General features: G+C 42.4%; 30 protein-coding genes and 1 other annotated feature. Of the genes, 4 read left to right on the top strand and 26 right to left on the bottom strand.

Annotation, left to right across the window (positions count from 1 at the left end; translation table 11 throughout):
• Window positions 1-12: 12 nt before the first annotated feature.
• On the top strand, window positions 13-1566 hold the full coding sequence (spoVB, locus tag ABFG93_RS18265; RefSeq protein ID WP_347552887.1) for a stage V sporulation protein B: 1554 nt from the start codon (window positions 13-15) through the stop codon (window positions 1564-1566).
• Between the two features lie 54 nt (window positions 1567-1620).
• On the opposite strand, the gene ABFG93_RS18260 is transcribed toward spoVB, so the two are convergent.
• Window positions 1621-2286 carry a DUF421 domain-containing protein gene (locus tag ABFG93_RS18260; RefSeq protein WP_347549448.1) on the bottom strand — a complete coding sequence of 222 codons (666 nt, stop codon included), beginning with the start codon at window positions 2284-2286 and terminating at the stop codon, window positions 1621-1623.
• A gap of 97 nt (window positions 2287-2383) precedes the next feature.
• Complete coding sequence (locus ABFG93_RS18255; RefSeq protein WP_347552886.1) at window positions 2384-3667, bottom strand: ArsB/NhaD family transporter; 1284 nt, start codon at window positions 3665-3667, stop codon at window positions 2384-2386.
• A gap of 133 nt (window positions 3668-3800) precedes the next feature.
• On the opposite strand from ABFG93_RS18255, the gene ABFG93_RS18250 reads away from it, so the two are divergent.
• Entirely contained in the window at window positions 3801-4190 is a 390-nt protein-coding gene (locus ABFG93_RS18250) for a TIGR04086 family membrane protein (RefSeq protein WP_347549447.1), read from the top strand.
• Between the two features lie 45 nt (window positions 4191-4235).
• On the opposite strand, the gene yajC is transcribed toward ABFG93_RS18250, so the two are convergent.
• From yajC to nadB, 14 genes are all read right to left on the bottom strand, one after another.
• Window positions 4236-4508: a preprotein translocase subunit YajC gene (gene yajC / locus ABFG93_RS18245; protein ID WP_347549446.1), complete on the bottom strand. Its 273-nt coding sequence runs from the start codon at window positions 4506-4508 to the stop codon at window positions 4236-4238.
• Between the two features lie 40 nt (window positions 4509-4548).
• Complete coding sequence (tgt, locus tag ABFG93_RS18240; protein WP_347549445.1) at window positions 4549-5691, bottom strand: tRNA guanosine(34) transglycosylase Tgt; 1143 nt, start codon at window positions 5689-5691, stop codon at window positions 4549-4551.
• Window positions 5688-6734: a tRNA preQ1(34) S-adenosylmethionine ribosyltransferase-isomerase QueA gene (gene queA, locus ABFG93_RS18235; protein WP_347549444.1), complete on the bottom strand. Its 1047-nt coding sequence runs from the start codon at window positions 6732-6734 to the stop codon at window positions 5688-5690. The genes tgt and queA overlap by 4 nt, the downstream gene beginning before the upstream one ends.
• Before the next feature lie 77 nt (window positions 6735-6811).
• Window positions 6812-7009 (bottom strand): DUF2905 domain-containing protein, encoded by a 198-nt coding sequence (locus tag ABFG93_RS18230; RefSeq protein WP_347549443.1) that lies wholly within the window; start codon window positions 7007-7009, stop codon window positions 6812-6814.
• A gap of 2 nt (window positions 7010-7011) precedes the next feature.
• Entirely contained in the window at window positions 7012-8010 is a 999-nt protein-coding gene (gene ruvB / locus ABFG93_RS18225; protein ID WP_347549442.1) for a Holliday junction branch migration DNA helicase RuvB, read from the bottom strand.
• A 12-nt stretch (window positions 8011-8022) separates the two neighbouring features.
• Entirely contained in the window at window positions 8023-8625 is a 603-nt protein-coding gene (gene ruvA, locus ABFG93_RS18220) for a Holliday junction branch migration protein RuvA (protein ID WP_347549441.1), read from the bottom strand.
• 237 nt (window positions 8626-8862) lie between these two features.
• The gene (locus ABFG93_RS18215; RefSeq protein ID WP_347549440.1) at window positions 8863-9402 is read right to left on the bottom strand and encodes a BofC C-terminal domain-containing protein; all 540 of its coding nucleotides are present in this window, start codon (window positions 9400-9402) and stop codon (window positions 8863-8865) included.
• A 77-nt stretch (window positions 9403-9479) separates the two neighbouring features.
• On the bottom strand, window positions 9480-10229 hold the full coding sequence (locus tag ABFG93_RS18210) for a YebC/PmpR family DNA-binding transcriptional regulator (protein ID WP_347549439.1): 750 nt from the start codon (window positions 10227-10229) through the stop codon (window positions 9480-9482).
• A gap of 114 nt (window positions 10230-10343) precedes the next feature.
• Window positions 10344-10970, bottom strand: a complete 627-nt coding sequence (locus ABFG93_RS18205) for a YhcN/YlaJ family sporulation lipoprotein (RefSeq protein ID WP_347549438.1) — start codon at window positions 10968-10970, stop codon at window positions 10344-10346.
• 78 nt (window positions 10971-11048) lie between these two features.
• The gene (locus ABFG93_RS18200) at window positions 11049-11876 is read right to left on the bottom strand and encodes a phosphotransferase (protein WP_347549437.1); all 828 of its coding nucleotides are present in this window, start codon (window positions 11874-11876) and stop codon (window positions 11049-11051) included.
• A gap of 67 nt (window positions 11877-11943) precedes the next feature.
• A complete protein-coding gene (gene safA / locus ABFG93_RS18195; RefSeq protein ID WP_347549436.1) occupies window positions 11944-13995 on the bottom strand; it encodes a SafA/ExsA family spore coat assembly protein in 2052 nt (683 codons plus the stop codon).
• A 193-nt stretch (window positions 13996-14188) separates the two neighbouring features.
• Complete coding sequence (gene nadA / locus ABFG93_RS18190; RefSeq protein WP_347549435.1) at window positions 14189-15292, bottom strand: quinolinate synthase NadA; 1104 nt, start codon at window positions 15290-15292, stop codon at window positions 14189-14191.
• Window positions 15289-16131: a carboxylating nicotinate-nucleotide diphosphorylase gene (nadC, locus tag ABFG93_RS18185; protein ID WP_347549434.1), complete on the bottom strand. Its 843-nt coding sequence runs from the start codon at window positions 16129-16131 to the stop codon at window positions 15289-15291. The genes nadA and nadC overlap by 4 nt, the downstream gene beginning before the upstream one ends.
• Window positions 16112-17635 carry an L-aspartate oxidase gene (nadB, locus tag ABFG93_RS18180; RefSeq protein WP_347549433.1) on the bottom strand — a complete coding sequence of 508 codons (1524 nt, stop codon included), beginning with the start codon at window positions 17633-17635 and terminating at the stop codon, window positions 16112-16114. The genes nadC and nadB overlap by 20 nt, the downstream gene beginning before the upstream one ends.
• A gap of 124 nt (window positions 17636-17759) precedes the next feature.
• On the opposite strand from nadB, the gene ABFG93_RS18175 reads away from it, so the two are divergent.
• Window positions 17760-18884: an IscS subfamily cysteine desulfurase gene (locus ABFG93_RS18175; protein WP_347549432.1), complete on the top strand. Its 1125-nt coding sequence runs from the start codon at window positions 17760-17762 to the stop codon at window positions 18882-18884.
• 39 nt (window positions 18885-18923) lie between these two features.
• The gene (locus tag ABFG93_RS18170; RefSeq protein WP_431522019.1) at window positions 18924-19466 is read left to right on the top strand and encodes a transcription repressor NadR; all 543 of its coding nucleotides are present in this window, start codon (window positions 18924-18926) and stop codon (window positions 19464-19466) included.
• Window positions 19467-19497: 31 nt separating this feature from the next.
• On the opposite strand, the gene pheA is transcribed toward ABFG93_RS18170, so the two are convergent.
• The 10 genes from pheA to ABFG93_RS18120 all read right to left on the bottom strand — a co-directional run bounded on the left by pheA (window position 19498) and on the right by ABFG93_RS18120 (window position 26933).
• Complete coding sequence (gene pheA, locus ABFG93_RS18165) at window positions 19498-20361, bottom strand: prephenate dehydratase (RefSeq protein WP_347549430.1); 864 nt, start codon at window positions 20359-20361, stop codon at window positions 19498-19500.
• Window positions 20362-20372: 11 nt separating this feature from the next.
• Window positions 20373-20822 (bottom strand): ACT domain-containing protein, encoded by a 450-nt coding sequence (locus tag ABFG93_RS18160; protein ID WP_347549429.1) that lies wholly within the window; start codon window positions 20820-20822, stop codon window positions 20373-20375.
• A gap of 111 nt (window positions 20823-20933) precedes the next feature.
• Entirely contained in the window at window positions 20934-22217 is a 1284-nt protein-coding gene (gene obgE, locus ABFG93_RS18155) for a GTPase ObgE (protein ID WP_347549428.1), read from the bottom strand.
• 9 nt (window positions 22218-22226) lie between these two features.
• Complete coding sequence (locus tag ABFG93_RS18150) at window positions 22227-22760, bottom strand: Spo0B C-terminal domain-containing protein (RefSeq protein WP_347549427.1); 534 nt, start codon at window positions 22758-22760, stop codon at window positions 22227-22229.
• 295 nt (window positions 22761-23055) lie between these two features.
• Complete coding sequence (gene rpmA, locus ABFG93_RS18145; protein ID WP_347549426.1) at window positions 23056-23346, bottom strand: 50S ribosomal protein L27; 291 nt, start codon at window positions 23344-23346, stop codon at window positions 23056-23058.
• Between the two features lie 13 nt (window positions 23347-23359).
• Window positions 23360-23692: a ribosomal-processing cysteine protease Prp gene (locus tag ABFG93_RS18140; RefSeq protein ID WP_347549425.1), complete on the bottom strand. Its 333-nt coding sequence runs from the start codon at window positions 23690-23692 to the stop codon at window positions 23360-23362.
• 11 nt (window positions 23693-23703) lie between these two features.
• Complete coding sequence (rplU, locus tag ABFG93_RS18135; protein ID WP_347549424.1) at window positions 23704-24012, bottom strand: 50S ribosomal protein L21; 309 nt, start codon at window positions 24010-24012, stop codon at window positions 23704-23706.
• 13 nt (window positions 24013-24025) lie between these two features.
• Window positions 24026-24100: a sequence feature (ribosomal protein L21 leader region), on the bottom strand.
• A 77-nt stretch (window positions 24101-24177) separates the two neighbouring features.
• Window positions 24178-25341 (bottom strand): ribonuclease E/G, encoded by a 1164-nt coding sequence (locus tag ABFG93_RS18130; protein ID WP_347549423.1) that lies wholly within the window; start codon window positions 25339-25341, stop codon window positions 24178-24180.
• Window positions 25342-25371: 30 nt separating this feature from the next.
• A complete protein-coding gene (locus ABFG93_RS18125) occupies window positions 25372-26196 on the bottom strand; it encodes a M50 family metallopeptidase (protein WP_347549422.1) in 825 nt (274 codons plus the stop codon).
• The gene (locus ABFG93_RS18120) at window positions 26196-26933 is read right to left on the bottom strand and encodes a M23 family metallopeptidase (RefSeq protein ID WP_347549421.1); all 738 of its coding nucleotides are present in this window, start codon (window positions 26931-26933) and stop codon (window positions 26196-26198) included. Before ABFG93_RS18120 ends, ABFG93_RS18125 begins: the two co-directional genes overlap by 1 nt.
• Window positions 26934-26939 lie beyond the last annotated feature (6 nt).

Genomic DNA, 26939 nt, shown 5'->3' with positions numbered 1-26939 from the left:
AGTAGGGTAAATATGTCAAAGCAAACCTTTTTAAGAGGGACGCTCTTTCTCATTCTTGCTGGCTTAATTACGAAAATCCTTGGATTCATTAATCGAATTGTGATGTTCCGTATCATGGGTGAAGAAGGTGTTGGTCTATACATGATGGCCGTCCCAACATTAATCTTAACCATCACCCTAACACGTCTCGGACTTCCTGTCGCTATTTCTAAAATGGTTGCGGAGGCAGATGCGGAAGGGGATAGACAAAAAATCAAACGTATTCTGATCGTTTCCCTTTCAATCACTACCGTATTGAGCATCATATTCACCACAGTGATGGTGCTAGCTGCACCGATTTTATCAAATGTGTTCTTTACCGATGAACGTACCTTCTATCCTTTAATTGCCATTGCCCCTGTTGTGTCCATCGTGGCTTTATCCTCCGTTTTAAGAGGCTATTTTCAAGGGCTTCAGAACATGCGTCCATCTGCCTATTCTCAAGTCATCGAACAAATTGTCCGCATCTGTCTCGTTGCGCTTTTAACTGGTGCTTTTCTACCTTATGGCGTAGAATATGCTGCAGCAGGCGCAATGATCTCAGTCGTACTTGGTGAACTCGCTTCCCTTCTCTACATGTTTTCAATGTTCAAAATGAAGAAACGAATCAAAATCCGTAGCGATTTCTTTCATTATTTAAAAGGTGGCAGAAAAACATTTAACGATTTAATGAAAATTTCATTGCCAACAACTGGAAGTCAATTAATTGGATCTATTGCTTATTTTTTCGAACCCATTATGGTCGCAAGAAGTTTAGCTGTAGCAGGTGTGGCCACTACTCTCGCTACCAAGCAATATGGACATTTATCGGGACTAGCGATTCCGCTACTCTTCCTTCCAACATTTATCACATACTCGCTACAGGTTTCCCTGGTTCCGGCCATTAGTGAAGCACATGCCCAAAAGCAGTACAAGCAAATCCAGCATCGCTTAAGTCAGGCCATTCGTCTTTCGATGGTCGTGGGAGGACTCTCAGTAGTTGTGACATATATTTTTGCAGTTCCTCTAATGGACATCATGTACAACGCTCCACACGTGGCGATCTATGTCCAGGTCATGGCCCCTTTCTTTTTCTTTTACTATTTCCAGGGGCCACTCGCAGCCGCTCTTCAAGCACTTGATTTAGCAAAAGCAGCTATGATTAACAGCTTTATTGGAGCAGTTGTAAAACTTCTGGCCATTTTCTTACTTGCCACAAGACCAGAGCTTGGCATTATGGGAGCAGCACTTGCGATTGTGATCGGCATACTACTCGTGACCCTTCTTCATTTCGCTACGCTAGTTAAAGCGATTGGCTTTTCAATTGTTGTTAGCGACTTATTAAAAGGGGTGATCATCATCATTCTCGCTGCTTTTGCAGGGCACCTTTTCTATCAGACATTGACAAGTTCATCCTCTGATATTATTGGTACGACGTTAGCAATCGCATTTACTTCGGTGGTCTATGCGATCTTACTTTTGCTACTGGGACTTATTAACCGTAATGATCTCAGAAGACTTCCTGTTATAGGGAAATTTGTTCATTGATCCGCATACTGACGATCTGGAAATAAAAGCATTCAGAAAAAGTAACCATAACGGTTACTTTTTCTCGTTTTTCAAATCAATAAAGAAGCTGCCGTTTCGATGAAGGGAACAAAAGGAGATGCGTTTAATATCTTTATGTCCAACTTTCCTCAACTCCTGACGAAGCCATAACGCCGTCTTACCAATACGCTCAAGATGTTCCTCCTGTACTTTCCCATCAAGAATGAGAGGTAGAGGCATGAGCGTTTGAGGATCGTTATTCTTGTTATCATTTTCTTTTTTAATAACGGATAGCTTTCCAGAGGGCTCAAGTATAGCAAATTCCACATCGGAGACTGACGCAATGTTGTTTTCCCTCAGCTGAACGAGCAGATCATCAAAGTTATACCTCTGTTTCTTCATTTCAGTCTCATCTATTTTGCCTCGATCAATTAAGACAGAAGGTTTCCCATCAACAATCTCTCTCACTTTCTCGCTTTTCAGTGAGATAAAAGCCATTAGGATTTGAATCATCACGAGAATGCTCATTGGGATAATCGTATTTAACATCGGCGTCTTTGGGTCTTCAATTGACATCACCGCAAGCTCCGCTATCATAATGGATACCACAAAATCCAGGATGCTTAGCTGACCAATTTCTCGCTTCCCCATAATTCGAAACACAATGATGATGACAAAATAAAGAACGAGTGTCCGTGAAATTATTGTCATATATTCCATTTCCGAGCCCTCCCTTCATCCTTCTTTTGCTTAGTGTGACCATGAGAATGGATGAGCATGATGGAAGGTGTTGGAAATAGACAAAAAAAGACTCCCTCTAGTAATAGGGAAGTAAATAACGAAAGTATATGTAGATGGTACTGATGATGAGAGATAAACAAACAATAGGGATACCAATCTTCATAAATTCAATAAAGCGCACTTCCTGCTTTTCCTTTAATGCCAGGCCCGCTACAACGACGTTAGCAGATGCACCGATCAGCGTTCCGTTCCCACCAAGGCACGAACCAAGAGCAAGTGACCACCAGAGCGGATCAAGGTTTGTCATGCCGTATCCTGAAAACTCTGTTATCACAGGAATCATTGCCGCAACGAATGGAATATTATCCAGAAATGCAGATAGAAAGCCCGCACCCCATAAAATGACCAGTGATGTTTTTGGCATATCTCCATCCGTATATAGTAATATTCCTCTTGCGATTTCATCTATTATACCTACCTCTTCCAATCCTCCGATTAAAATAAATAGTCCGATGAAGAAGAACAGTGTCACCCATTCAATTGATTCAAACACTTCCTCGATTTTATGCTCATTCTGTGTCAATAATAAAAGAAGAACTGCGCCTGCCATAGCGATGTTGGTCAGCTCTGTATGGAGAATAGGATGTAAAAGGAACCCTGCAATTGTCATAAGAAGTACGATTAAAGACTTATAAAGAAGTGGACCCCTTCTCAAATAGTCTTCAGCATTCAATAGTAACAGTGCTTCTCGATGCCGATCATTTACAGTAAGACTTTTCCGGTAGAAGAAGACAAGACCAGCTATTGTAATGCCATAAATGATGACAACAATTGGGGCAAGATTATATAGAAAATCATTAAAATCAAGATGGTCTACCGCCTGACCAATCATGATATTCGGAGGATCTCCGATTAGCGTAGCTGTGCCACCAATATTAGAGGATAGAATAACCACTACGAGAAATGGGAGGCTCGTGACTTTCAAAATCCTAGTAAGCGTTAAGGTGACCGGGACGAGAAGTAGCACTGTTGTAACGTTATCAAGGAGGGCAGATCCTAAAGCGGTTAGCGTTCCAATAACAGCTAGTAGCGGCAGAGGCTTTCCGTGTACCTGCTGAGCAAGTTTAATGGCAATATACTCAAAAATACCGTTCTGGCTTGTAATGGATACAAGGATCATCATTGAAAATAGAAGAGCGATAGTGTTCCAGTCAACGTGGTTCGTGAAGGCTGAATTTGTAGTTGTTATTCCAGAGAGCAGCATGAGTAACCCGCCACCGCAGGCAACAAGGGCTCGATTTATTTTTTCTGTAATGATGCCAACATATGCAAGAACAAATATGGTGAGTGCGATGATCATTTCCAATCCCTGCTGCCCCTTCCCTGTCCTGTTTCTAACATCGTATGACGGGCTGTCCGAAATCATGATTGGACTTCTATTTCGATCTTGAATGAATAGAATGTACAAACCATTCATAATAAGGGGGAGTTCGATGAGGTCTAAACATGCACTCTCAAGTATGGGATCAGGTTTACTCGCAATCGTCGTTATCGTTCTAGCGACAGGTGTACTTTTCTCACTTATTCTTCGGTTTACTTCCGTTTCAGAACAGGGTATTAGTCCATTTGTCATTGTCGGTTCTGTTGTCGCCTTCTTTGTAGGAGGATTTATTTCGGGTGGTAAAGGCGGAGAACGGGGGTGGATGCTTGGTGCTGGTACAGCCTGTTTGTATGTCCTCCTTCTATTTTTGATTCAATACCTTGGCTATCGGATCAGTTTGAATCTTGAACAGCTTCTCTATCACGCTGGCTATGGTGCCGTTTGTGTACTTGGTGGGATTATTGGAGTTAACGTAAAAGGTGGAAATCATCGAGAAGGCTAATAAAAGAGCGCCCTCAAACTGAGGACGCCTTTTGCATGTCTTACTTTACTTGCTATATTCAGTGATTGATTCGCGAATTGCCGCTCGGTCAAACACCATCTTTGTACCGTCAGTTGTGCGGATTGTGATTGTACCTTCATCCATTGCATCAATAATTCCGTGCATACCACCGATGGTAACAACTTTATTACCTTTTTCAAGGTTTGCTTGCATCTCTTTCGTTTTCTTTTGACGCTTCTGTTGCGGTCGGATCAAAAGGAAATAAAAAATCGCAAACATTAAAAGAAGCGGAATTAAATTCATTAACGTAGAACCCATACTCATTTCACCCCTTTCCAGCAAAAAACAAATCTATGGATTAAAAGTTTTTTGCGTTCGGCTTATTAAAACCATACTGTTCAAAAAACTCATCCTTAAAGTCCAGGAGACGATCATCCATAATCGCCTGCCTAACTTGCTTCATCAAGTTTAACAGAAAATAGAGATTATGGTAAGTCGTTAATCTGAAGCCGAATGTTTCGTTGGCTTTAACTAAATGTCGGATATATGCTCTTGAATAATTACGGCACACATGGCAATCACAATTTTCATCAAGCGGTCGAAAATCACGGGCAAACTTTGCATTTCTCACAACAAGACGACCGTTGCTTGTCATAAGTGTTCCATTCCGTGCAATACGCGTTGGCAGTACACAGTCAAACATGTCAATTCCGCGAATGGCACCATCAATCAATGAATCTGGAGAACCAACCCCCATTAAGTAACGAGGCTTCTGGCTTGGAAGATGTGGCGTAGTAAATTCTAGCACACGGTTCATGACATCTTTCGGTTCACCAACCGAAAGACCACCAACCGCATAACCTGGAAAATCTAACGAAACAAGATCCTGTGCACTTTGTTTTCTTAACTCTTCATACTCTCCACCTTGCACAATACCGAACAATCCCTGGACATCCTTACGTTCATGAGCAGTCAGACATCGTTCCGCCCAGCGGCTTGTACGTTCTACAGAGCTCTTCATATAATCAAATTCAGCAGGATATGGCGGGCATTCATCAAATGCCATCATGATATCAGAACCAAGAGCGTTTTGAATTTCCATTGCGCCTTCAGGAGAAAGGAACAGCTTCTCTCCACTAAGATGATTTCGGAAGTGAACCCCTTTCTCTTCAATTTGTCTGAGGTCACTTAAACTAAATACCTGGAAGCCACCTGAATCAGTTAAAATCGGCTGATCCCAATTCATAAATTTGTGAAGTCCGCCTGCCTCTTTTACAATATCGTGACCCGGCCGAAGCCAGAGATGATACGTATTACTTAAAATCACGCCTGCGCCCATTTCTTTTAACTCTTCAGGACTCATCGTTTTAACTGTCGCAAGCGTTCCGACAGGCATAAACATCGGCGTTTCAAACGTGCCATGCGGGGTGTGTAGCTTACCGAGACGTGCTCCGCTTTGCTTACACGTTTTAATTAATTCATAGCGAATTGGATCTGTCATGCTTTTAAACTCCCTTCCAAGATCAACATCGCATCACCAAAACTGAAGAAGCGATATTCTTCTTCAACAGCAGTACGATAAGCGGAAATGATAAACTCTCTTCCCGCAAGGGCACTTACGAGCATGATCAATGTTGACTGAGGCAAGTGGAAATTTGTAATCAGTCCATCGATTGCTTGAAAGGTGTAACCCGGGTAAATAAAAATATCTGTCCATCCAGAAGCTTCTTCAAACTGACCTTCATGTGCTGACGCAACCGTTTCAAGTGTGCGGGTTGAAGTGGTGCCGACCGAAATAATTCGTCCGCCCTCTTCCCTCACTCGATTTAATAGCTCAGCCGTTCCTTTTGTAAGTTGATAAAACTCTCCATGCATTTCGTGCTCAAGAATGTTATCTACTGACACCGGTCGGAATGTGCCAAGACCTACATGCAACGTAATAAAGGCTACATGAACGTCTTTATCTTCTAAGCGCTGCAGCATTTCTTCTGTAAAGTGAAGGCCAGCTGTTGGCGCAGCAGCGGAACCACGGTGCTTTGCAAACACCGTCTGATACCGCTCCTGATCATCAAGCGTTTCTGTAATATAGGGTGGTAATGGCATCTCCCCCAGCTGGTCAAGCACTTCATAGAAAACCCCATCATATTGGAATTCAAGAACACGTCCACCATGCTCAAGCGACTCCTTACACACAGCAGTAAGCCTGCCATCGCCAAACGTAATAACCGTACCTGGTTTCACGCGTTTCGCAGGCTTCACTAGCGTTTCCCACTCGTCTTCTTCTAACTGTTTCAGAAGAAGCACTTCAATTTTAGCTCCTGTTTCTTCCTTCATTCCATAAAGTCTTGCTGGCATCACTCTTGTATCATTCAGAACAAGACAATCCCCTGGCTCTATGTAGTCTTCGAGATTGGAAAATTCCCGGTGTTCCATCTTCTCATTCTGCGGATCAAGTACCATCAAACGGGACTTTGTACGTTCTTTTAACGGCGTTTGAGCAATCAAACGTTCTGGAAGTTCAAAATCAAAATCATTTACGTTCATTTTATTCACCACTGTTCTTCAAGTATATCAACTTTTATGATTTTACCACAGCTTACATGGATAGAGAAAATTTCACTCTATCGGAATTTACCGATGATAAAAAAGAATAAGGTAAGCAGTATGCTTACGACAATAGATGTAACGATTGGAAAGAAAAACGTTGTGTTTCCTTTCTTAATAACAATATCTCCTGGCAATTTCCCAATAAAGGACCAGAGAATTCCTATAAGGAGAAATGCAATTCCAAGGACAATAAATAGCTTGGATATGCCCATCGTTAATCAGGCACCTCCATACCAAAATGATCATAAACGAGATGAGTAACCATTCTACCACGTGGCGTACGCTGTAAAAAACCGATTTGAAGAAGATACGGTTCATACACGTCTTCGATGGTATGACTTTCTTCCCCAATTGTAGCGGCAATCGTATCAACACCCACCGGGCCGCCGCGAAACTTTTCAATAATAGAAAGGAGAAGCTTATGATCAATGTGATCCAGACCTAGAGGATCGACCTGCATCATTTCTAAAGCCTGTGAGGCAAGTTCAAGTGAAATAATGCCATCCCCTTTTACTTGAGCAAAGTCTCTTACTCTTTTAAGTAATCGGTTCGCAATTCGCGGTGTTCCCCGAGACCTTCTCGCAAGTTCTACTGCTGCCGCTTGTTCCATCTCAACTTCAAATATATCTGCTGTTCGCATTAGAATCATCTGCAACTCATCTTCAAGATAGTATTCGAGTCTACTGAGAACGCCAAAGCGATCTCTTAGAGGGGCTGTTAACAGACCGGCCCGTGTTGTAGCACCAATCAATGTAAATGGAGGAAGGTCCAGTCTCACAGAGCGAGCCGTCTCCCCCTTCCCAATCACAATATCAAGACAATAATCTTCCATCGCAGGATATAGAACTTCTTCTACACTCCTCGGCAAGCGATGAATCTCATCAATAAAAAGGACATCGCCTGGTTCTAGTGCTGTCAGGATGGCCGCAAGATCACCCGGACGTTCAATGGCGGGACCTGACGTTGTTCTAAGATTGACTTCCATTTCATTTGCGATAATGGCAGAAAGGGTTGTTTTTCCAAGACCAGGAGGACCGTAAAGAAGCACATGATCCAGTGGCTCATTTCGCATTTTGGCTGCTTCAATAAAAACTTCAAGGTTACGCTTAACCTTTTCCTGTCCGATGTACTGACTTAAACGCTGAGGACGGAGGCTATATTCTACGGAAGAGTCATCGCTGAGCTGCTCACCTGATAGAATTCGATCTTCCACGTTGCTCCCTCCTTATTGCTTCAGCATAAGCTGAAGTGCCTTTTTAATATATTGATCTGTGGTAAGAACCTCAGCATCAAGCTGTGGCTTGATTTTCTTAATTTCACGCTCAGCATATCCGAGTGCTTTCAGGGCTTCTATCGCTTCGCTAAGCTCATGAACACCTTCTGCTTGCGTTTCCTCCACAGCAAAAAGTCCTACTTCAGAAGCGCCAAAACCTTTTAATTTCCCTTTCAAATCAAGAATTATCTGCCGCGCTGTTTTCTTACCAACGCCAGGAAACTTTGTTAGAAACTTCTCATCTTCCATTTCAATCGCACTGACTACCTTATCAGGTTCACCAGTCGCCAGGATTGCAAGCGCCCCCTTAGGACCAATCCCAGAAACGTTCAACAATTTTTCAAACAAAAGACGCTCTTCCCGTGTCGGAAAACCGTAAAGTGCAATCAGATCTTCTCTTACATAATGATGCGTGAAAATCTGAATCGATTGATTTCGGTATTTCTGAAACGCAAAAGCGTTTCCACAATAGATTTTATACCCAATCGCATTTGACTCAACTACGATATACTCTGTATCAATATACTCAACCGTACCTTTAACATATTCAATCAAAGCTTCTCTCTCCCCTGTACATACGAACGTGTATTTCTATCTCTCCATTCTACCACAGGGTTAACGAAAAGCGTAGACGAGCGTTTGGAAACGGAGATATTGGAATTCTTGAATGGGAACACGCTTTTGTGTTCCTATGAAAGAGTGAAATATCGGAGTTTCTGCGAGTCGTGGAGCGGTGGGGCCAGGCACTGACCTGACCCCTCTCGCACTTGAACAATACACAAAAAACCTGTCCTATCGGACAGGTTGCGCTGTTTTCACTTTATAAAACGATTGAAGCATATCCTCGAACTGATACCAGGATTCAACAGGAATCCCGTCCATGAGCTGATCGCGTCTTTTGCTTTCTAATCTTCCAACGTCAATTTGAAAAAATGTTTGAATGACTTTCTTATCTGAAGGGTTTCCATCGAAGATTGTTATGATTCCATCCTTAGTTAATCCGAAGTACCCGTTCTCCTTACTAGCAGGAGAGATATCCTCAATATTTTTCTCGAAAATCATTCGACCCTCTTCTTGATCCACGAGTTGCCAGTCCATATACTGACTCCAGAAGTCTTCCATTGCCCAGATGGTTTCATAAACCGTTTGGTCTACAGATATGCCATCCGCGTAATTTGTTCTTAGAATGACTTCAACTTCAAGAGGGGCGTTCACACTAATTTGCGACCGGGTAACCTTTTCCGATTGCTGCAATCCTTCGTAAGCTAATCCAGAAGCTTCTCCATAAGTTAAGAAAAGCGCTAAACAGAGGATCAGATAAACGTTTTTCATCACGCCTTTATCCCCTTTCTTCCATATTAAAGAAGTTTATTTTGTTAGCGTAACCTACTTATGGATAACTATTCAGCTTAAATTTGATCATAAACATGATCGCTTATTTCTGCATTATGATACACTTCCTGTACATCATCATTATACTCAAGCATGTCAATCAGCTTCAGCATTTTTAAACCATCGCTATCTTCAAGTGGAGCGTAAGTTTCTGGAACCATCGTCACCTCAGCTGAAGAAAATTGAAGGCCGCTTTTCTCGAGTCCATCTTTTACTTCCTGAAACTCTTCTGGACTTGTATAGATTTCAAAGGAGTCCTCATTCGTTATCATTTCCTCTCCCCCAACTTCAATCACTTGAAGCAGTAGCTCCTCTTCATCGCTCTCATTTTCTAAACGCTCAATAACAAGCAACCCTTTCCGATTGAACATAAAGGAAACGCACCCATTTTCACCCATGTTCCCATTGTTCTTACTAAACGCATGACGAATGTCGGCTGCTGCTCGATTTTTATTATCGGTTAGTAGCTGCACCATAACCGCGGCACCACCTGGTCCGTAACCTTCATAGGTTACATTCTCATACCGCACGCCATCTAAATCGCCTGCGGCTTTCTTAATAGCACGTTCAATATTTTCATTCGGCATATTCGAGGATTTCGCTTTATCAATCGCAAGCCTTAATGATGGATTTGTTTCCGGATCGCCTCCACCATTTTTCGTAGCTACAAAAATCTCCTTTGCAAGCTTCATGAAAACTTTTCCACGCTTCGCATCCTGTGCATTCTTTCTCCGCTGGATATTTTTCCACTTTGAATGTCCTGCCAAGACTATCCTCTCCTTCCAAATGTTCAATTTCCCCACTATAGCACAGAGCTAATAAAGGAGAAAAGAATCGTGCATAAAGGAAAAAGAACAGGCATCTGCCTGCTCTTCTTAAGGTTACTTATTGTTTTCAAATGGTCTTTTTGCAGCATTTCCAATGTCATTTAAAATGCCATTGACGTCTGTTTGAACTTCTTCAAATCCATCTCCATTTTCTAGACGATCATTTACATTTCCCATTCTGTCAAAGACATCTTCGTCTGTTGAGATGGAAACATTTTTTTGCTTCGTGACTTTAGCGACTTCACTGCGAACTTCATCTTTGACGTCAGCATCATTTTTATCACCTGTATCAACGCCGATCATAATTTGATCACCATACACGATCACACGGGCATCTTCTATATTTTTAATTTTTTCAATACGGTCTGTAAGGCGTGTAGAAAGCTCATTATCATACCCTGAATAGTTATCATCTGTTCGCATATATCCAGGACCATTCATGCCGTTCCGCGCATCAATTTGTTTTTTATCCGGTGATTTTACACCGTTCGTATAATCGCGATCAACCATATCGGTCACAGGACCTTCACGATAGTCACCGTTATTGTCCTCACTCGTGTAATACCCAATCGGTCGTGAAGAATCATTGTAACGTGTATCCATAGCTTCATCATCGGCAGTACAGCCCATTAAGCCACCTGCGAGTAGCAAGCCTGAAAGCGCAAGCGTTGATTTAGTCATCTTTTAAAACCTCCTTTCATCCTTAGAATGTCAGGAGGCCAACTGTTTTAATCTGTTAGATACAGGTAACAAAGGAACCTATTGAAGCATGCGCCACATAAATTTAGATCTAAGCTCATCTTGTTGTCCTGTTTGTCGTAAAAGGAGTTCTCTTCCGTCTGGATCCACCAACCATTCCCTGTAAAAATCGGCTGGATAAGCAAGTAAACGCCGCAGGGAAGGATTTGTCAAACAATGTTTTAAAGGAGGGATTTCAAATGCCATCCATTCATCAAGTGACCAGTCACAATAGGGCAGCATGCGGATGATAAGCTGTAAAAAGTCATATTCATGTGGGCCATAAGTAAGAAGATCGCCATCTATTAACCGCAAGTTATTACAATGAAAGATAAAATTATGATGTGCTGGATCACCATGAACAATACGTTTATGGTGAAAAGCTGATATTTCTAATTCATCAAGAAAGCTCATCTTAGCTAAAACTTCTCTACCTGTTTCCACATATCTTTGGATAAGCTTATTATGTTCGGAGCAAAATAACGATGACTGGATACTCTGCTGAAAACGGATAAAGCGGTTCATCCACTTATGCTTAAGAGAAATACGAGGAATGAATTTGCTATCAAACCCCTCTGTTTCCTGATGAAAATGCGCAATCTTTTCAAACGCAAGCTGCCGTTCTTCTCGCCTTGAAAAGTTGAGAGCTCTTCCACTCTCAAATTTCATGCATGCAAAGTAAACACCGTCACTCTCCTTAACCCAATCACCATCAGAAAATGGTATGAATTGAATAAAAGAAACTGACGTGTTCATCGAAGTTTCGATTTGTTTCCAGATTACATCTTTTTTCAAGAAACCTTTTACGATTATCCTCGTCCCATTTTGATACTGTACCAACCAGACCATAGGCTTTATACACTTCATACCAAGAAAGAAAGGACGTATTCCTTTCAGGAATCCGCCCCTATCCTCTCTATCGTGATTCTGCATAGCTACTTTCCATTCCCATGTAGTCCATCATCGGAGCTTTGCTTGCCCCCTGCACATATCCTGGATTCGCATAATTCGGCATTTGCTGCTGATAAGGGGACACCTGATTATTTCCTCCACATCCACAATCATGCTGCTGATACGGAGAAACCATTGGCTGGTTCGGATAACCAGGCTGCATCATTCCTCCTACTTGCTGGTTTGGATAGCCAGGAAGCATCATTCCTCCTACCTGCTGGTTTGGATAGTCCATCATTCCTCCTACTTGATCATTAGGATAGCCTCCGTAAGCTCCCATAACAGCTTCCGGATATTCTTCGTTGCCTTTATTAGCATATGGAGATTGCATTCCGGCAACCCCCGGATATCCTGGATTACCATAGCCATTCATTGAAGCCCCCGCCACATTGCCCGGATACCCCATGTTCATCGAATTAGAAGAAGCTCCTGCTACAGATCCAGGATAGCCGGTGTTCCCATAACCCTGAGTGGTTCCAGCTACATTCTGATTTGGATAACCAGATTGTGCTCCTGCGACTGAACCAGGGTAGCCTGGCATAGCATTATAACTGTTATTAGCATAGGTACCCGCTACATCTGGGCTTTCCTCACCTTTTTGACCGTAATCATTCATTTCAGCACCGGCCACATTCTGATTCGGACCATTTCCGTAATCATATGTCCCCATTACTGACCCCGGATAGCCTCCGTTATTTCCTTTTTGACCATAGTCACTCGCGCCGGCCACATTCTGATTTGGACCATTTCCGTAATCATATGCCCCCATTACTGACCCCGGATAGCCTCCGTTATTTCCTTTTTGACCATAGTCACTCGCGCCAGCCACATTCTGATTTGGACCATTTCCGTAATCATACGCACCCATTACTGAACCTGGATAGCCTCCGTTATTTCCTTTTTGACCATAGTCACTCGCGCCGGCCACACTCTGATTCGGACCATTTCCGTAATCATACGCCCCCATTACTGAACCTGGATAGCCTCCGTTATTTCCTTTTTGACCATAGTCACTCGCGCCGGCCACATTCTGATTCGGACCATTTCCGTAATCATATGCCCCCATTACTGACCCCGGATAGCCTCCGTTATTTCCTTTTTGACCATAGTCACTCGCGCCAGCCACATTCTGATTTGGACCATTTCCGTAATCATACGCACCCATTACTGAACCTGGATAGCCTCCGTTATTTCCTTTTTGACCATAGTCACTCGCGCCGGCCACATTCTGATTCGGACCATTTCCGTAATCATACGCCCCCATTACTGACCCCGGATAGCCTCCGTTATTTCCTTTTTGACCATAGTCACTCGCGCCGGCCACATTCTGATTTGGACCATTTCCGTAATCATGCGCACCCATTACCGAGCCCGGATAACCTTCATTGTATGCTTTATTAGCATAACTCTGAGCTCCTGCAACCTCTGTATACCCTTGATTCATAGGCATATTTGGTGGTGGTGGCATTTCTATCGAAGACGATTCATACTCGCTCAATACTTCTTCATCATTCATCGGATAGAATAAGTTCTCTGCTTTACCTTTTGCCTTCTCTACGGGTTTCTTCTCTGATTTCTTTGCTTCCACTTTCTTCTCAATTGGTTTTGCTTTCTCTACAGGCTTTGTTTCTTTAGGTTTTACTTTCTTTGGTTTTTCTTCAGCTGGCATCATGTTCATGTTCATATTTAATCCCATATTCAATTCATTGTTAATAGGCATATTAATAGATGGCTTTTCTTTTGGTTTCTTCATTGGCGCTTCTTTTTTCTTAGGCATTTCTTTCTTCATTTCTTTAATCGGCATTTCTTTCTTCATTTCTTTCTTCATTTCTTTAATCGGCATTTCCTTCTTCTTAACTGGCACTCCGCCTGAAGGTATTTTCACTTTCATACCCGGCATAATCATATCCGGATTTTTAAGCTGCGTATTAACAGCCTTAAGTTGTTCAAAGTTAACGCCATATTTTTGGGCGATTTTCCATAACGTATCGCCTTGTTGAACGACATGTATTTTCAAGCTAAAAAACTCCCTCCTGTACAATATCAGTACATTCAAATTCAGTACATTGTATGCATGACTAGGCAGATTGCTACCTTTTTTAAAGGCTAATATCATCACATTAATATGCAGGAGGGACCTTTACTATGTGTGACAGAGATTGATTGGAATAGAAAAAAGAATCGGACTAACTGTCCGATTCTTTGCATTTTCATGCCCGTTCAAGCATTCGATCCAGTGCTTTTATCGCATACAAAGAAGTGTCACGATCCACTTTAATTTGATTGGTTTTCCTTCCATCCAGCACTTCTTCAAGTGCCCATAATAAATGAGGAAGATCAATTCGGTTCATTGTAAGACAAGGGCACATATTGGGGTTTAAAGAAACGATTTCTTTATCAGGATGCTGCTGAATAATACGATTTACTAAGTTCATTTCAGTCCCAATTGCCCATTTCGATCCTTGTGAAGCTTGTTCAATCGTTTCAATAATCATTTTCGTTGAACCGGAAAAATCTGATTGCTCAACGACCTCATAACTGCACTCAGGGTGAACAATGACGTTGATGCCCGGATGCTTCCTACGTATATCTGAAATGTTTTCCAATGTGAACTTCTCATGAACGGAGCAATGCCCTTTCCAGAGAATCACTTTTACATCATCATAGTTTCCTTCATACTCAAGCGTATCGTTAATGGGATCCCACACTGCCATAGCTTCAAGGGAGACGCCGAGTTCATAAGCTGTATTGCGGCCTAAATGTTGATCCGGTAAAAAGAGAATTCGTTCTTTTTGCGTGAAAGCCCAGTCTACCATTGCCATTGCATTTGAAGAGGTAACAGTTGCCCCACCATGCTTCCCAACAAAAGATTTAATTGCTGCTGTTGAGTTTACGTAAGTTAGTGGCAGCATCGTATTACCAAAAAGAGTTTTAAGCTGTTTCCAAGCCCGCTCCGTTTGATAAATATCTGCCATGTCTGCCATAGAACAACCGGCTCGCATATCAGGAAGAATAACAGTTTGATTGTCTTCAGTCAGAATGTCAGCTGTTTCTGCCATAAAGTGAACACCACAGAATACAATCGTTTCTGCTTGTTTATTTTGAGCCGCGAGCTGAGCTAACTGGAGTGAATCCCCTGTATCATCAGCGAACTGAACCACTTCGTCTTTTTGATAATGATGGGCAGGAAGATATAACCTGTCACCCATTACTTTCTTAATGGTTGAAATCTGCGTTTTCATTTCCTCAATAGGTAATTGCTTGTATCGTTCAGGAAGGCCACTTGGGACTGTTAACGTATCCAGAATGCTCATTCTACTTCTCCCTTCATTCGAAGACTTATATCAAGACTATTAACCGAGTGTGTCAGACAACCGAGTGAAATATAATCAATGCCTGCCTGTTGATAAAAGGCGAGATTCTCAAGTGTGATGCCCCCTGATACCTCGGTTACAATGTGATCCGGTACAAGTGTTGCATAAGCAGCTGCGTCTTTCGGTATGCAATTATCAAACATAATAATGTCTGCATTAGCTTTAACTGCATCGTACACTTCAGCTTCAGACCCTGTTTCCACCTCTATCTTTGTCATGTGTCCAAGCCGGGCTCTCACATGGGCAACAGCTTTCTGAATGCTTCCAAATTGAGCAATGTGATTGTCTTTTAACATTACTCCTCCATCTAATGTGATTCGATGATTAAAGCCACCACCGCACCTGACTGCATATTTTTCATACATTCGAAGACCTGGAGTTGTTTTGCGCGTATCACAAATCCTTGTATGTTTACTATTTAACGTTTCTACAGCCTTTTTCGTCATCGTTGAAATCCCGCTCATACGCTGAATCATATTAAGAATCACGCGTTCTGCTGTAAGAATGGAGGAAACACGCCCTTTTACAGAAGCAATCACTTCTCCTAAATGAACAGGGTCACCATCTTCCACGTAAACTTCGACGGATAACTGATCATCTATTAAAGAAAACCCTTTTACAATGACGTCTTTCCCACAAAAGATCCCGTCTTCTTTAACAAGAACTTCCGCTTCAGCCTTTGTATCCCCTGTAAACAATAACTCGCTGGATAAATCGGTGCATCCAATATCTTCAATAAAAAACTGCTCGAGATCTTTCTTAAGTTTGAACCCAATCATCCTGTGAAACCCTCCTGATTATACGTTTTTTCTTAAATTCCTGTTTAAGATTAGGATAATCTTTCCGAAAATGTCCGCCCCGACTTTCGATCCGGAGATAAGCAGAAGTAGCGATAAGCCAGCTGACTTGAAGCATATTGTAGCGAAGGATTTCTTCACTATTACTTGCATTTTTACGTGCCTGTATGAGTGGAGCTTCAAGTTTTTGAATGGCCGTGTTCAAACCAGCCCCATTACGGATGATACCAACTTTCCTGTTCATCAGTTCCTTTATGTAATTCACTTCTGGCATGTCTTCAGGAACTTGAAGGCTTTGGGCTATAAGGTTGCATACTTGTTTCCTTGTATCGTTTTGAATCCACCGTGCGGCTGCATTTGCAAAAACAACACCTTCTAGAAGAGAATTACTCGCAAGGCGGTTTGCCCCGTGAACACCCGTATTCGCCACTTCTCCAAGTGCAAGTAGACCATCTATGGACGTCCTGCCATGTCGATCAGTCATGACACCACCCATCAAAAAATGAGCTCCTGGCTTTACTGGAAGCTTCCCATCTGAAAGAGATAAACCATGCTCATAGCATAAAGACGCAATCGTAGGGAAACGCTGATCAAACTGATTAATCATTGAGATATCGAGATAAACATCGGATTTTTCCTGATAGATCGCTCTTGAGACAACATCTCTCGGGGCAAGCTCCATCTGTTCGTGCTTGCCCTTCATTAACCGATCCCCCTTAGCAGTAACTAGTATTGCACCTTCTCCCCTGACTGCCTCGGAAATCAAAAACGACTGATTCCTATCTCCTGCAAACATCGTTGGATGAAATTGAATAAATTCTAGATCAGATAAAATGGCTCCTGCTCTGTAAGCGATAGCGATCCCGTCTCCCGTGATTGATGGATCATTCGAGGTGACAGGATAAAGCTGCCCCGCCCCTCCTGTTGCAAGAATCGTATGAATAGCGGTTATTGATAGTGCCTCATTATCCCCATTTAGTACAACCGCTCCGTTACAAACCCCTTCATCCATTAGCAAATCCACAGCAAAATGGTGCTCTAATATGGTGCATTTCATTTTTACGCGATTGATCAGCGTTTCGATTATTTCCTTACCAGTCGCGTCACCACCTGAATGAAGAATGCGTGATGTGTTGTGTGCTCCTTCCTTACATCTCAGATAGGTGCCATCTGACCCTTTATCAAACTGCACTCCAAAATTGATTAGCTGTCGGATTTGTTCAGGTCCACTTCTAACTAGGAGTTCTGTTAGCTCTTCATCATTATGGAATGCACCCGCACGAATCGTATCAAAAAAATGATTAGTCCAGCTATCATCCTTTGTCGTTACGGCTGCAATCCCTCCCTGCGCCAGCCGAGAATTACTTTGACCTAGCGCTGACTTTGTGATAATTGTCACATTCTTTTTCGCAGAAAGAAGGTCAGCAGCCATCAAGCCGGCAATCCCACTTCCAATGACTAGTACTTCTGTCGTTAATTGTGTCATGAAACCCCTTCTCTCACAGACGAATATAAAGATATTGGTTCCTATGTGTTAACATGTGTCTTGACATCTATATTTACATATAATTAAATAAATGACAAGACTGAATATTTGTGAGGAGAAATGAATGATCTATTTAGACAATGCTGCATCTACCCCAATGTCTGATAATGCGTTACTTGCTTATACCAAAGCTGCTAAAGAATATTTTGCTAACACCCAAAGTTCTCATGACGCCGGCACGAGAGCAGCCCAACTTCTTGAATCAGCTCGTACATCCATCGCTCAAATGCTTAATGGAGATCCTTCCGGTATCTATTTCACTTCCGGCGGAACAGAAGCAAATGTTCTTGCGTTAACAGGCCTTGTTAAACGCTATCAAACAGGACATCTTATCACCGCTCAAGCAGAGCACTCCTCTGTTCTTCACACATTCGAAAAACTAGAACGTGAGGGATACCGCGTTACTTTCCTTTCATATGATGCTGAAGGTCACATTCGAATAGAAGAACTGTTAGAAGCTATTTGCGAAGATACCATTTTAGTTTCCCTTGCACATGCGAACAGTGAAACGGGAACGACTCAACAGATTAAAGAAATTGGTGAAGAGCTTTCCAAACGAAATATCCTTTTTCATACTGACATGGTTCAGAGCTTTAGCAAAATCCCAATTGATGTTCGCCAGATGAAGATCAATGCCCTATCCATATCCTCTCACAAGCTTCATGGTCCAAAAGGGGTGGGCGTTTGTTACATCTCGCCTCCTATTCCATGGGTCTCGGGCCTTCCTGGCACAATCCACGAAAAAGGCTTCCGTCCGGGAACTGTTAACGTTCCTGGTATATGCGCGTTTATCGCCGCCGCAGAAGAAGCGGTTGCCCTAATGGAGGATGAAGGGAAACGATTAATGAACTTTCGAAATTACCTCACCAATGCACTCGCTCATCCGAATATTGTATTCGAAGGACATCAGGGGCTTCCTCATATTTTAGGAGTTCGTGTTAAAGGCCTTGAGGGCCAGTATGTCATGCTTGAACTTAATCGGAGGAATATTGCAGTTTCAACTGGCTCTGCCTGTTCGATCGGGCAGCAAAAGCCTTCCAAAACGCTTCTTTCAATGGGAAGAACCCTTGATGAAGCGAGAGAGCTTATTCGAATTAGCTTTGGAAGAGAGACAACACAGGACAATCTTGAAAAAACAGTGAGCGTTTTTCACGAGATCCTTACACGCTGTTCCTCAACAAAGCTATAATAGGAATACACATGAGGTTGATGGAAAGGGGTTTTCTTGATGGGACAAGAAGGAGAAAAAATACTCGGTGAAAACAGGAGAATGCTTATTCTGAAATGGCTTAAAGAAAGCGAAAAGCCTTTGACAGGTAGTGATTTATCTAAACGAACAAAAGTGAGTCGTCAAGTGATTGTACAGGATATATCCCTATTAAAAGCGAGAAACGAACCGATTATTGCGACATCACAAGGATATATCCTTTTCGATGTTGAAAGAAAGGAAACGCAAAAAGAACAGGTAATTGCCTGCCAACATACACCTGAGGATACGAAAAATGAATTGTATACGATCGTGGATAACGGAGGAACGGTAAAGGATGTCACCGTCGAACACCCCCTTTACGGCGATCTAACCGCCTCACTTTTCGTGAGCAACCGTCTTGAAGCCGATCAGTTTCTTGCAAAGCTTTCGGTAACAAACGCATCACTATTGTCAGAGCTTACCTCTGGTGTTCATCTTCATACGATAGAAGCAAGCTCCACTACACAGCTGGCTGCAGTTTGTCAGGCATTAAAAAAAGAAGGTTTTCTGTTGGAAGATTAGAAAAGAACGGCGAAAAACGCCGTTCTTTTCTTTACTTAGCTGTTACTACGAAGCAAGGATACTCACCAAGAACGGTTATCCCTATTCCAAGTGCCTGTATTTCTTCCATTACGCCCTGAAGAAGTACTTCACGATTTGGTCGTTCTACATCAATAATAAAGAAATAATTTCCAAGACCTGTTTTCATAGGACGGGATTCAATCTTCGTTAGATTAAGGTTTCGCCACGCAAAGGCAGCAAGTACCTGGTGAAGGGCGCCTGGATAATCGGATGGGAGAATGATTTTGTAGGTAACGCGATCTTCACGAAATAAAGCTGTGCGAGGAAGGGCAGCGGCTGTTTTATGTAACACAAGAAAACGCGTATCATTATCTTCTGTGTCATGGATATCGGATTGGGCGATCGTTAATCCATATTTTTCCGCAGCAAGCTCATTCCCAATCGCAGCTTCATACACTTTGTCAGAACCCTGAACATATTCTGCTGCTGCACTTGTTGACGCTGCATTGCTGAGTTCAGCATTAGGCAGCTCCTTTTGCAGGAAAATATGGCATTGTGCAATCGCATGAGGATGCGAAAGAACACGTGTAACTCGTTTCCAATCATCTAATTCTGGATGAACGAGTAAATGTTGGCGAATTGGTAAAACAAGCTCTCCAACGATTGGAAGTGATACTTGCTGAGACAGGAGGTCAAGTGTCATATTAACAGAACCTTCAATTGTGTTTTCAAGAGGCACAACGCCGTATTCAACAGTTCCATCATCAACTGCTTCAAGGCAGGCTCTGATGGTTGGAAACGGCATTCTCTCCTCCTCTTGAAACAGCGTTTTTGCTGCGATTTCTGTGAAGGTCCCTTCTGGTCCTAAAAAGCCAATTCTTTTTTGATTGTCCATTGTTTTTCCTCCTATGCTCCTGATCCGATAATTTCCGCATTGTTTACTGCTTCAATTTCTTTTATTTTTTCAATTAGACTGCTCAGACGTAAATTGGCTTCACCGATTTCCATTGTTAAAATTACCGTAGCGTAGCCCTGTAGTGGAATGGTCTGGTTAATGGTCAATATATTACACCGTAAAGAAGCTACCTTACTCAGCACCCGTGAAAGTGCACCGGAACGATCCTCCAGATGTACAGATAGTGTGACGATCTGTTCAATGATCATGGTATGAAATGGGAGAATCGTGTCGCGATATTTGTAGAATGCACTGCGACTGACCCCGACTTCGTCGATCGCTTCACGAACAGATTCTACCGTCCCACTCTCAAGTAACAGCTTGGCCTCGAGCGTTTTTATCATTGAATCTGACAAGACATCTTCTCGCACAAGATAGAAATTCTTATCTTCCTTACTCATTACTCCTCTCACCTCCATGCCGACCAAACGCTGGCCATATAGTTTCACATGTGCTTTAACATCCTGTACAAAAAAGACCGTCCTTTTTTTAAGGACAGTCTTCTCCGATTATCAGTCTACGAACTCAAATTCGAACTCCAGAATTCGAACCGCGTCTCCATCTTCAGCTCCACGCTCTCTTAACGCATCATCAATTCCCATGCTACGCATTTGTTGCGCGAATCTACGGACGTTGTCTTCCCGGTTAAAGTCTGTCATCTTGAATAGCTTTTCAATACGAGGTCCATTAACGACAAATGTTCCGTCAGAATCCCGTGTAACAAAGAATTCAGGTGCACCTTTTTCATGACGATACATCACTCGAGTTTCTTCTTCTTTATCTTCATCAAGAGGGAACTCAGGAGTTGTTTCTAGCTTGTCAGCAATTTCAAACAACACTTCTTGAACACCTTGACGTGTCACAGCTGAAATTGGATAGATTGGGAAATCGTCCTCAAGCTGCTCCTTAAAGATCTCAAGATTTGCTTCTGAATCCGGAAGATCCATCTTATTCGCCACGATAATTTGTGGTCGTTCCATCAGCCGCATTTTGTACTGCTTCAATTCATCATTAATTTTCAAATAATCTTCATAAGGATCGCGGCCTTCCATGCCGGACATATCAATCACGTGGACAATAACACGTGTACGCTCAATATGACGAAGGAACTGGTGTCCCAGTCCAACACCTTCATGGGCGCCTTCAATAAGTCCCGGAAGATCAGCCATAACAAAACTACGCCCATCTTTCGTATCAACTACTCCTAAATTTGGAGCAATTGTCGTAAAGTGATAAGCTGCAATTTTCGGTTTTGCTGCAGAGACAACAGAAAGAAGCGTGGATTTTCCAACACTCGGGAAACCTACAAGTCCAACATCCGCAAGTACCTTAAGTTCAAGCGTAACGTCTTTCTCTTCTCCTGGCTCCCCATTTTCTGATAGCTCTGGAGCAGGGTTCGATGGTGAAGCAAAACGGGAGTTCCCGCGTCCACCACGTCCGCCACGTGCAACAGTGGCACGCTGGCCATGCTCGGTGAGGTCAGCAATGACTTCACCGGTTTCTGCATTTGATACGATTGTACCAGGTGGAACTTTGACAACCATGTCATCTGCGTTACGACCGTGCTGATTCTTCGAACGTCCATGTTCACCTGTTTTGGCTTTAAAATGACGATTGTAACGAAAATCCATTAACGTACGCAATCCTTCTTCAACTTCGAAAATGACGCTTGCGCCTTTTCCGCCGTCTCCTCCAGCTGGTCCACCGTCCGGTACATATTTTTCTCTTCGGAATGCTACCATCCCGTTACCGCCATCGCCTGCTTTTACAAAAATTTTGACCTGATCTACAAACATTCTTTCACCTCATTTAATCAAAAACGTACTAACTAGCTCCTGATCCGTTTGCTCTAATTCAATCAATTTAGCGCTATTAACACCAGGATTTTCAAACGCCAGTTTCAGCCTGTTTTGATCGGAAACTTCACCTTGAAAGTCAAAGACAAGACGAATTTCTTCGTGGTACAACTGAAGCGTTAATAGCAAATGATGATCGGAAGGTACATGAACCTGTGAATCGATCACCTCTGTGCATCGAGCAATTAACTCGATTAAATCAGCTTCATAAGCGCAAATATCATACTCGTCTCCGATCACTTCAAAATCCAACTGAAATAAATGGTTACACCAGTTAAACGTTAATATATATTCTGCAAGTTTCGGAGCATTTAAATTCGATAATTTTGCTTCCTGTCTCGACTGAATAATAATTTCTTCAATAATCTCCTTTGCCCTGTCTACATGATCGAGAGCAATGTTTCCTTTGATTAACTGCAAACGATTTAACCAATCATGTCGAGAATGGCGCAGAACGTCAAAGGTATTCCACTTTTTAGACATAATTGCACTCCCAATGCTCTAACCATTTCCTTCATTATAACAATTTATCATTTCTGTATGTTATTTCCCCTAAAAGAAAACGATCTAATGCGAATTCTTTGTGCGTCGTCATTGATCTATTTTGCTTCGTTAACAGCCTGTTTTAATTTTAAACTCATTTCTCCATAAGGCGATTGAGTCTAAAATCGCGCTTTCACTAAAAACGATTATCAAAAGCGATTATCCGAACCATGCCTAACCAATTCCATTATATCAAAAAACTCTAACCGAACGGTTAGAGTTTTTCTTAGGTTGCTTATGCTTCCTTAGCAACTGGATATACACTTACTTGTTTACGGTCACGTCCAAGACGTTCGAATTTCACGATACCGTCGATTTTCGCATATAGAGTGTCGTCTCCACCGCGGCCAACGTTAGCACCAGGGTAGATCTTAGTTCCGCGTTGACGGAAAAGAATAGAACCGCCGGATACGAACTCGCCGTCTGCGCTCTTCGCGCCAAGACGCTTGGAGATTGAATCACGGCCGTTTTTTGTACTACCTACACCCTTTTTAGATGCGAAAAACTGTAGATTCATTTTCAACATGTTGTCCCACCTCCTATGTGTGAGTAATTTGGATATGCTTGCCGTAATCTTCGGCAATAGCAGAAATGGAAACTTCCATTCCCTGAAGGAGAAGTTGAACGTTCTCATCCGTACGCTGCTCCAGACGTGCTGGAACGGCACAGCTGAGATAGCCGCCTTCATCCTCCATATCAATTATGAGTTGTACATCGCAGAGGGATTCAATCGCATTCACAGTCCCAATCGACACGGCAGAAACACCTGCACAGACTAAATCATAACCGTATGGTCCTGACTCAGCGTGACCTGAAAGAGAAAATGAGATAATGCGATTGTCAGAATCTCGTTTCAGCTTGAAACGTATCATCTTAATAACCCTTAAGCGTTAATTTTGTCGATAACTACTTTAGTGTAAGGTTGACGGTGTCCTTGCTTACGACGGTAGTTTTTCTTTGGCTTATATTTATAAACCGTGATCTTCTTACCTTTGCCGTGCTTGTCAACTTTAGCAGTAACAGTAGCGCCATCTACGATAGGAGAACCAACTTTAACGTCATCTCCACCTACCATTAGCACACGGTCAAAAGTAACCGTTTCACCTGCTTCTGTGTTAAGAAGCTCGATGTAAATTTCCTGACCTTCAGTAACTCTAATTTGCTTACCACCAGTTTCAATAATAGCGTACATTACGTGCACCTCCTCTAATACTAAGACTCGCCATTACAGGTGCTAGAAACTAGCTTGAAAACCTGATTTTGAGCGGTTGTAGCTCTTTGGGTGCTTCCAAACGAACTAACCACTAAATCATACCACAGCGAAAATTACTGTGTCAATGTGATAAAATTTCTTTTTTTATTCGTCGTTTCGAGTAATTTTACTTAAAGGAAGTCCAGCCTTCTTTCTCTGCAATTCAAACAGGCCAAGTTTTGTAAACCCTACTACCTGAAGACGGGGGTCGTTTGTTTCTTTGCTCTTCATCAGTTCAAATAGAATAGCCTGATCCTCCCGCTCTACGCGAAGAAAGTCTATTACAATCATTCCGCCTATGTTTCGCAATCTGATCTGTCTTGCAATTTCATCTATCGCTGCTATGTTAACGGCGTAATGCGTTTCTCTTTTACTTCCAAAATCTGCCCCGCCTGAATCAACATCTATTGCGGTAACGGCCTTTGTCTCTTCGATATGAAGGTTGGCTTTGGCAATTTTCACCGTTTGCTGCTGCAAGCTTGCTAATGTCTCTTTAAGCTTTCCTGTTTTCTTTTGATGATGGGGTGGCAGTGAAACCTCCACTTGTTTTGGAAGATATGGCATAAACGCCGTCAGTGCATCAGGGGAATTGGAAATGAATCCAGTAACGTGATGAAGTGGAAACAGGTTACTCACTTGTTCGCTTAACCCTTTACCTTTCTTTAGTAAAGCTGGGGGAAGCATACCTGTCGACATCTCCAGAAGACGATTAAACTCTGCACGATGAGTTTCTAGTTCTCGATTTAACTGTACGTCATTCGCCTGACCTGAACTCGTTCGAAAAATAAGACCTTCCTGCTCTATGCAACGCTGCTCGGCAAAAGACAAAAGACGCTCTCTCTTCGCAGTAAGTTGTTTAGAAACTCCAGAGTACCCCGCATAAGGCATGTAAACAAGTTTTTCACCTGTAAATGTGATTAGTTCAGTAAGAATCGGACCCTTACGATCAGCACCCGGATATTTAACTTGAACAAGAACAGGCTGTCCTTCTTCAAGACAGTCTGAAACAGCCGGCTTTGATTTCCCGACTGTCTTCTGGCGCTGCGAAACCACTAACTCATCTCCATTTAATAACCCCGGTTTTCCACGGCCGAGGGATACAAAGGCTGCATTTTTACCATCCAGCACCGCTGAAACTTTCCCGAGGATCAGATCTCCATGACCAGGTTTCCCCATATCTATTTGTTCTGCCCAAATATCTGTAATTCTGTTTTCTATTTCAATAGCGGCTGCCCACCATTTCTTTTCTTCAAGGACGATTAACTGCATAGCTTTCTCCTTTAATGCGTTTTCTCTATTTTATCGAAATAATGATCCAACTGCACATCCGACCTGATTATTCTTGAAATATGCTTCGAGCAAGAGGTGCTCATCCGCTATTATATCCATGTTCTGAACGAGAATTTGATAGTGCTTTCCACGAGAAAATTTTGAAAGTACTTCATTTACCTTCATATCCGGCAAGACGGAAAGTGTCTCTTTCTTTCCAACATATGATTTTGAATACCGTTCAAGCAAAAAGCGCAAATAAATATAAGGATGATGTTTCCATTCTTTAAAGTGAGCAGTGCATAGAAATACGATAACCATCCACAAATTCAGGTGGAAGGGGAAGAAATAGAAAGTCATCACTATCATAATGAAGAGAAATATAATTGAGGTTCGAAGCATAAGACGATGTGCAGCTTTAAATGGATAAAACAATGTGATCAACAGAAAAAGCAATTTGCCACCATCAAGGGGCCAGATTGGTAACAAGTTAAAAAGTAAAACCATAATGTTGTGAAGGATAAAGAGGCTATACATGTCGTCCATCATACCGATCCGATGAAGATACATAGCCAGACCAATCATCCAGACATGCTGCAAGGGGCCTGCAAGAATCACAATAAATTCTTCTTTAACTGGACGATTTCCATGTTCATCCACTACAGCTACACCACCAAAGGGTAAAAGGACAATTTCTTTTACCCGCCACCTAAAATAAAGTGCAGCTGCTGCATGACCACCTTCATGAATGAGGACAACTAAAAACAAAAGCAGCATCTCACGAAACCTACCCGTTAGAATAGAAAGTCCAATCGTCATCCAAAACAATGGATGAATCGTTACCATTTTCAGCATTATTCAATAGGGACAACTTGAAGCGGATCGATGAAGGTCTCGTTCTGCTTGATAGCAAAATAGAACGTCCCGGTCTTTCCATCTTCAGAGTTTGTCACGCTTCCAAGTTTGTCCTTTGACTTAACAAAGTCATAAAGCGCTACATCGATTGAATCCAGCATACCATACCAGGATTCACTTCCGTCAGTGTGCTGAATAACAACGGTTTGACCGATTCCTTCCTTATTTGCTGCATACGTCACAACACCGGCATCTATCGCTTCGACTTCAGTACTTAACACGGTTTCGACCATTATCCCTTTCCCTGTCGTTTCAAAATTCTCTAGAACTTTCCCACTTGCAGGCAGCGCATAAAGAGGCTGTTCTCCCGCGGTATCCTCCGGTGCTGTTGGAAACAAAGCGACCGGGTTTCCGAATTTCCCTTCATACCAATTCTTCACAGCAGCAAACTGAAATTCCTGCTCCATCATATCGGAAACATAACCCTGCACAGGAGCAAGACGTTCACTCTCTGCTTTAAATAAAATTCCCGCAGCAAGAAACAGGCAGCCAGCCATCATCGAGCGAATTAAGAAACTTTGCTTGTTAAATAGAGGATGTATTTTCACCTCCGTATTTTGATAGGAATAAGAATGATTATCTTCTTTTTGATCAAGACGTTCCACCATACGAAGCGGTTGACGATGCTTTTTTCTTGAATGAAGCCGCTTTCTCATTTCATCCAGATCTTTCCCCATTGCTCA

It is taken from the genome of Pseudalkalibacillus hwajinpoensis, from assembly GCF_039851965.1.
Lineage (GTDB): Bacteria > Bacillota > Bacilli > Bacillales > Guptibacillaceae > Guptibacillus > Guptibacillus hwajinpoensis_E.
Note: the sequence above shows the minus strand (reverse complement) of the source record. Positions and strands in the feature narration are given on the sequence as shown.

Bases quoted from the DNA above. Each gene is read 5' to 3' on its own strand.
- ABFG93_RS18205 (WP_347549438.1), bottom strand. From the start codon at position 10,970: ATGACTAAATCAACGCTTGCGCTTTCAGGCTTGCTACTCGCAGGTGGC.
- ABFG93_RS18130 (WP_347549423.1), bottom strand. From the start codon at position 25,341: ATGCAGTTAATCGTCCTTGAAGAAAAGAAATGGTGGGCAGCCGCTATT.
- rpmA (WP_347549426.1), bottom strand. From the start codon at position 23,346: ATGTTGAAAATGAATCTACAGTTTTTCGCATCTAAAAAGGGTGTAGGT.
- ABFG93_RS18150 (WP_347549427.1), bottom strand. From the start codon at position 22,760: ATGTCTAAAAAGTGGAATACCTTTGACGTTCTGCGCCATTCTCGACAT.
- ABFG93_RS18200 (WP_347549437.1), bottom strand. From the start codon at position 11,876: ATGGTCTGGTTGGTACAGTATCAAAATGGGACGAGGATAATCGTAAAA.
- yajC (WP_347549446.1), bottom strand. From the start codon at position 4,508: ATGGGTTCTACGTTAATGAATTTAATTCCGCTTCTTTTAATGTTTGCG.
- ABFG93_RS18160 (WP_347549429.1), bottom strand. From the start codon at position 20,822: ATGAGTAAGGAAGATAAGAATTTCTATCTTGTGCGAGAAGATGTCTTG.
- ABFG93_RS18215 (WP_347549440.1), bottom strand. From the start codon at position 9,402: ATGAAAAACGTTTATCTGATCCTCTGTTTAGCGCTTTTCTTAACTTAT.
- ABFG93_RS18260 (WP_347549448.1), bottom strand. From the start codon at position 2,286: ATGGAATATATGACAATAATTTCACGGACACTCGTTCTTTATTTTGTC.
- ABFG93_RS18125 (WP_347549422.1), bottom strand. From the start codon at position 26,196: ATGCTGAAAATGGTAACGATTCATCCATTGTTTTGGATGACGATTGGA.
- spoVB (WP_347552887.1), top strand. From the start codon at position 13: ATGTCAAAGCAAACCTTTTTAAGAGGGACGCTCTTTCTCATTCTTGCT.
- ABFG93_RS18255 (WP_347552886.1), bottom strand. From the start codon at position 3,667: ATGATCATCGCACTCACCATATTTGTTCTTGCATATGTTGGCATCATT.
- obgE (WP_347549428.1), bottom strand. From the start codon at position 22,217: ATGTTTGTAGATCAGGTCAAAATTTTTGTAAAAGCAGGCGATGGCGGT.
- ABFG93_RS18230 (WP_347549443.1), bottom strand. From the start codon at position 7,009: ATGGGCATATCCAAGCTATTTATTGTCCTTGGAATTGCATTTCTCCTT.
- ABFG93_RS18170 (WP_431522019.1), top strand. From the start codon at position 18,924: ATGGGACAAGAAGGAGAAAAAATACTCGGTGAAAACAGGAGAATGCTT.
- ABFG93_RS18250 (WP_347549447.1), top strand. From the start codon at position 3,801: ATGAGGTCTAAACATGCACTCTCAAGTATGGGATCAGGTTTACTCGCA.
- queA (WP_347549444.1), bottom strand. From the start codon at position 6,734: ATGAACGTAAATGATTTTGATTTTGAACTTCCAGAACGTTTGATTGCT.
- nadA (WP_347549435.1), bottom strand. From the start codon at position 15,292: ATGAGCATTCTGGATACGTTAACAGTCCCAAGTGGCCTTCCTGAACGA.
- rplU (WP_347549424.1), bottom strand. From the start codon at position 24,012: ATGTACGCTATTATTGAAACTGGTGGTAAGCAAATTAGAGTTACTGAA.
- ABFG93_RS18140 (WP_347549425.1), bottom strand. From the start codon at position 23,692: ATGATACGTTTCAAGCTGAAACGAGATTCTGACAATCGCATTATCTCA.
- ABFG93_RS18175 (WP_347549432.1), top strand. From the start codon at position 17,760: ATGATCTATTTAGACAATGCTGCATCTACCCCAATGTCTGATAATGCG.
- ABFG93_RS18120 (WP_347549421.1), bottom strand. From the start codon at position 26,933: ATGGGGAAAGATCTGGATGAAATGAGAAAGCGGCTTCATTCAAGAAAA.
- nadB (WP_347549433.1), bottom strand. From the start codon at position 17,635: ATGACACAATTAACGACAGAAGTACTAGTCATTGGAAGTGGGATTGCC.
- tgt (WP_347549445.1), bottom strand. From the start codon at position 5,691: ATGACAGATCCAATTCGCTATGAATTAATTAAAACGTGTAAGCAAAGC.
- pheA (WP_347549430.1), bottom strand. From the start codon at position 20,361: ATGGACAATCAAAAAAGAATTGGCTTTTTAGGACCAGAAGGGACCTTC.
- nadC (WP_347549434.1), bottom strand. From the start codon at position 16,131: ATGATTGGGTTCAAACTTAAGAAAGATCTCGAGCAGTTTTTTATTGAA.